Annotated in this window: 5 protein-coding genes and 1 pseudogene; all 6 read left to right on the top strand. The window is 51.8% G+C overall.

Annotated elements, in window-relative coordinates:
* Positions 1-1,244 (top strand): ATP-binding protein (locus H6B51_RS16515; protein ID WP_204884696.1); only part of this gene is annotated, 1,244 nt, incomplete at its 5' end.
* Positions 1,245-1,274: 30 nt separating this feature from the next.
* Positions 1,275-2,474: a TniQ family protein gene (locus H6B51_RS16510; RefSeq protein ID WP_204884695.1), complete on the top strand. Its 1,200-nt coding sequence runs from the start codon at positions 1,275-1,277 to the stop codon at positions 2,472-2,474.
* Positions 2,475-2,477: 3 nt separating this feature from the next.
* The gene (locus H6B51_RS16505) at positions 2,478-2,777 is read left to right on the top strand and encodes a hypothetical protein (RefSeq protein ID WP_204884694.1); all 300 of its coding nucleotides are present in this window, start codon (positions 2,478-2,480) and stop codon (positions 2,775-2,777) included.
* A gap of 2 nt (positions 2,778-2,779) precedes the next feature.
* The gene (locus H6B51_RS16500) at positions 2,780-3,133 is read left to right on the top strand and encodes a hypothetical protein (protein ID WP_204884693.1); all 354 of its coding nucleotides are present in this window, start codon (positions 2,780-2,782) and stop codon (positions 3,131-3,133) included.
* Positions 3,130-3,414, top strand: a complete 285-nt coding sequence (locus tag H6B51_RS16495; RefSeq protein ID WP_204884692.1) for a hypothetical protein — start codon at positions 3,130-3,132, stop codon at positions 3,412-3,414. Before H6B51_RS16500 ends, H6B51_RS16495 begins: the two co-directional genes overlap by 4 nt.
* A 64-nt stretch (positions 3,415-3,478) precedes the next feature.
* Positions 3,479-3,765, top strand: a pseudogene (locus tag H6B51_RS17905) (hypothetical protein); the annotation flags it as partial.

The raw sequence follows: 3,765 nt of genomic DNA, 5'->3' as shown, positions 1-3,765 counted from the left end.
AATCCGTCGCAAGCTACCCACCTATCCCCTATGATCTGGCTCAGATGTCACCCGAGGAACGACGGGAACTGCTGCCATCGCTCGCCTCGATATATGTGCCAATGCCGTACCAGTACGCCATCTATGACACGCTATACCGGGCGATCGCCACGACATACCGTACGGCCGATGTGGTAGAGTCGACCAGGGCAATCAACGCCTACTACTGTAGCCAGAGCACCAACTATGCCACGCAGGCAGACAGCGGGTCAATCTTGGGGGTTCCGGGGTGTGGAAAGACGGCTACCGTGCGCCGGTGTCTATCCACGATGCCTCAAGTCATTGAGCATACGGAATACCAAGGACAGCCCTGTTACTGCAAGCAAGTGCTGTGGCTCCATGTAGAATGTCCGAGTGATTGCTCGGTCAAGACGCTTGGATTTGGGATTATGGCCGCACTTGATCGGGCTATCGGCTCAAAATACCTACAATCAACACAGGGCCTGCGGTCGGCATCTGCCTCTGCAATCGCAGTACAGACAAAAATCCTGCTTACCAACCATCATGTGGGGCTATTGGTAGTCGACGAGATTCAGAACGCAGTACTGACAGCCCGAAAAAACCGCCAAGAGAAGCCACTGCTGAGATTTCTGGTCGAACTCACAAACGAGACGATGACCTCAATCTATTTTATCGGAACACCAGTCGCAGAGGAGCTCTTTGTATCCCAGGAACATCTCAAGAGGAGAACCAGAGGCATCCGATTAGCTCCATTTAAGCCGGACGGGGCCTATCTCGATTTTTTGAGCAAGATATGGCCCTATCAATACACCGCACAGGCGGCGCCGCTGACCACCTCTATCTGCAACAAGTTGTACGATTGCAGCGGCGGCATCCCGGCCTATGTCATCAAGATTTTTGCAGAGTCACAAGCCCAAGCCTTGTTGCAAGGTCGTAGCTGCATAAATGAAAAAGTCATTCAGCAAGCAGTCGAGCTGCTGGCCATCAAGGTGCTGAGGACCTATGCAGCCGGAATCAACATTTCTGACTTTGAAATTGGGTCAGCCACGCCAGAGCCACCGCAAGAGCAGGAAGAAATACCCCGGCAATACGCAAACAAAAGAGGACGCAAGGCAGCACAGCGGGATGATGGAGATTTGCTTGTTGCGTACAACAATGAAGTGGATATCCAGGCTCATCTCAAGGAAAACGGATATCTGGAGGTTGATTACCATGGATGGCCAAAAGATGCACTGGGGACCTGATGCACTTGCACATCGGATGATCTTGCACCGATGCTGACCTACTTTCCCACACCCTACCCCGGAGAGTGGTGGTACTCCGTCCTCTGCCGCTACCATGTGCGATCCGGGCATTCCAAGCACGCAACCACTATCAGTGAGCTATACGGTGGCCGGCCTATGGTGCATGGCAGGCTTATCCCTGGAGGCGACTGCGCCGCCATTTTATCCAACTTACCGCCTGGGGTGTTGTCAATTGATGATGTATTGGCTAATCATACCCTTCTCCCCTACTATACTCGTTTCTTTTCATTAAGCAAGAAGCGGCAGGTATGGGAGGTATTACGAGCAGGCCGTGGATCAGGCATCACCAGTGTGCGGACACAGATGCCAGACGGCACTGAGGGACTAAAGTATTGCCCTAACTGTTATCTCTTAGATACGAGAAAATATGGGGAGGCATATTGGCACCGAGTGCATCAGATCCCCCTCTTGGGCTACTGCCCGATGCATAACATCCCGCTTGTTACTGTGCCCATTAAATTCGCACGGCTATCTGAGGTGTTTCTCCCTCTCATATCAGTTTACTGTCAAAGGGCTGAACATGGCGAAATTGCCCCATGGATGGAGCCGCTGGCGGACATGATTGCGGCACTGCTATATGGAGACTATACCCCAACGGTTGGATACAACAATCTGCATACCGCATTGATCAACGCAGGATGTGGGGTGGACAAGATCAGCGAGCATCAGGCACTGAGTGTTGCTAAAATCCAGCAAGCAGCAAGAGAGTATTACGGTATGCAAATCTATGAGCAGTACTTTGCCAGCTTGTCTGCCGCCGTACTATCACGGCTCATAAGTTGGCATCTATCCTCGCCGGAGCGGTATGCGTTGCTCGCTGTGATGGTCGGCTTGGATGCTGATACTCTATTTGGACCGGCCATTGAGCCAATTGACCCACTGCTGGAGAGGCTCTTGTCCTACAAGGAGGCAGGTGTGGTATACGGTAAAAATGATCTGGCCGCAAAGATGGGCATACAGCCCGGGCAACTGGACTCTTTGGCGGCAAAATATCATATAGAACCCTTTTGGCGGCAGATCCGGCAGGAGCGCAATCGGTGTATTCGGTTGTTACTAACAAATAGCGAGTACGAGGCCATATCACAAGCAGCCCAAGAAAGCGGCGGTACACCGCTCGCTGTGTTTGCACGTACAATCATCTTGGATGTTTTGAAAAACAAGGAGAGATGACCCATGAACAGATACCGGAAAATCCTCAAGGAAGTACTGGCCCAAGAAGATCAGGATCGCGAGCGTAAGATTGAGTACCTGATGCCCAGGCTGTGCGGGTTGGTCGATGATGCCCCGTATATTTTCGCGCTGGACAACGGCGTAGCTGCATTGACGGCACTGTACATCCTGTGTACCAGTCACAATATCAATACCGTTAATCACTATCAGGCAATAAAAGAACGCTTGGTGCATCTGATCGATGACCTGCAGGACGAGATGTTGGATCAATTCCCGTCTCACAGACCGATGGGAGAGGAGTAAACGTGGATAAGTATCGCAAAATTTTAAAGGAAGTCAGGGAAAAAGGCGAGAAAAAAGACCAGGAAAAACAGGCGAGGAGTATCGCAGAGACTATGTGCTTGTCGGTTGACGAGAGCCCGTACATGATTGCCATGGAGGATGGGGCGGCAGCGATTGCAGCTATGTATACCCTATGCGTAGATGATGGCATAAATACGGTCGGAGAATACTTAGAGATTAAGGAACACCTCGATGGACTCCTCTGCGATATGCACGATAAGATGCGGGAGAGATATCCAGTACCTGCCCACAGGGAGTCAGGGGACAAGGCCAAGCCGCGCATTGGCACCGATACGGGACAGGAGGAGTCGCCATGATATGGATGGATAGTTACGCAAAGATCCAGGCACTCACCCTCGGCTGGGTTGCCTGCGATGACGACCTGACCGATTGGACGGATGAGACCCTGTGGCCTCTGATATCCCACGCTGATATCGAGTCCATGATGTGGGCCATGTCTGCGTTTGTGGCGATTACCTCCAGGCCACCCCCTGCTGGCGTTAACCCTTGTGTCTACCGGCTGGCGTGCAGGATAATTAGAGACAAGATCGAGCAGGCAATTGAGGCAAAGCTCAAAGTGGCAGAGAGCTGTCCGTAAAACACATGTTTGCCGTTACACACGGGAGGGCCCCAAAACGGGGGCCTCCAAGGGGATAAAATGCATGAAAACTGGAACGAAAAAACAAGAGGGGATTATCGTTACACATGGGTATGCCAGATGCAGCACCAATGAGACTCGACAAGATATCGACCGTCAGGTGAGGGAACTCAAGGCAGCAGGTGCAACCAAGATATGGATGGAGTATGAGCACGGGGATGCACCGACCAAAGAGCAGCAGGATAGTGTGAAAGCAGGTAACGGTTCAGGACAGATGAAAAAGGGTGCACGAAACCGGCCCTGCCAACATCGAAGTTTTCAGGGCAAAAGGCAAAAGAGAAGAAGCTGTCA

This window comes from Pseudoflavonifractor phocaeensis (genome assembly GCF_016901955.1).
GTDB classification, from domain to species: domain Bacteria; phylum Bacillota; class Clostridia; order Oscillospirales; family Oscillospiraceae; genus Flavonifractor; species Flavonifractor phocaeensis_A.
The sequence above is the reverse complement of the archived record's forward strand: the minus strand, read 5'-3'. Positions and strand labels throughout refer to the sequence as shown.

What these genes read in the sequence shown, in the direction of transcription:
- H6B51_RS16510 (WP_204884695.1), top strand. Translation starts at nt 1,275, where the DNA reads ATGCTGACCTACTTTCCCACACCCTACCCCGGAGAGTGGTGGTACTCC.
- H6B51_RS16505 (WP_204884694.1), top strand. Translation starts at nt 2,478, where the DNA reads ATGAACAGATACCGGAAAATCCTCAAGGAAGTACTGGCCCAAGAAGAT.
- H6B51_RS16495 (WP_204884692.1), top strand. Translation starts at nt 3,130, where the DNA reads ATGATATGGATGGATAGTTACGCAAAGATCCAGGCACTCACCCTCGGC.